Source organism: Lentilactobacillus parafarraginis DSM 18390 = JCM 14109 (assembly GCF_001435895.1).
GTDB lineage: Bacteria > Bacillota > Bacilli > Lactobacillales > Lactobacillaceae > Lentilactobacillus > Lentilactobacillus parafarraginis.
This window is the reverse complement of the sequence record NZ_AZFZ01000245.1, coordinates 1-230: the sequence shown is the minus strand read 5'-3', so window position 1 is coordinate 230 and position 230 is coordinate 1. Positions and strand designations below refer to the sequence as shown.

1 pseudogene is annotated in these 230 nt (G+C 44.3%); it reads right to left on the bottom strand.

What is annotated here, in order from left to right:
* Positions 1-230: pseudogene (locus FD47_RS14900) on the bottom strand (MobQ family relaxase); the annotation flags it as partial.

The following is a 230-nucleotide window of genomic DNA, read 5'->3' as shown; positions in this document are numbered from 1 at the left end:
CCGTAAATTTTTCACCGCTTTAGAAATGAATTCGAGTTCGCTTGGTTGATAAGCGGCTAGCATGCCCCGATCAGTAGGCTTCAAATCGTCTAACTGGTGACCATGTTTGGCTAGCACCGTGGTTAATTGCTTCTCAATTGTTTGGGCCTGCTGATTGACTAACTGCCAGCTGGTATATGGCCGCTTGGTAAACGTCAATAATTGCTGGGTTAATAAGTCGTTTCGAATAT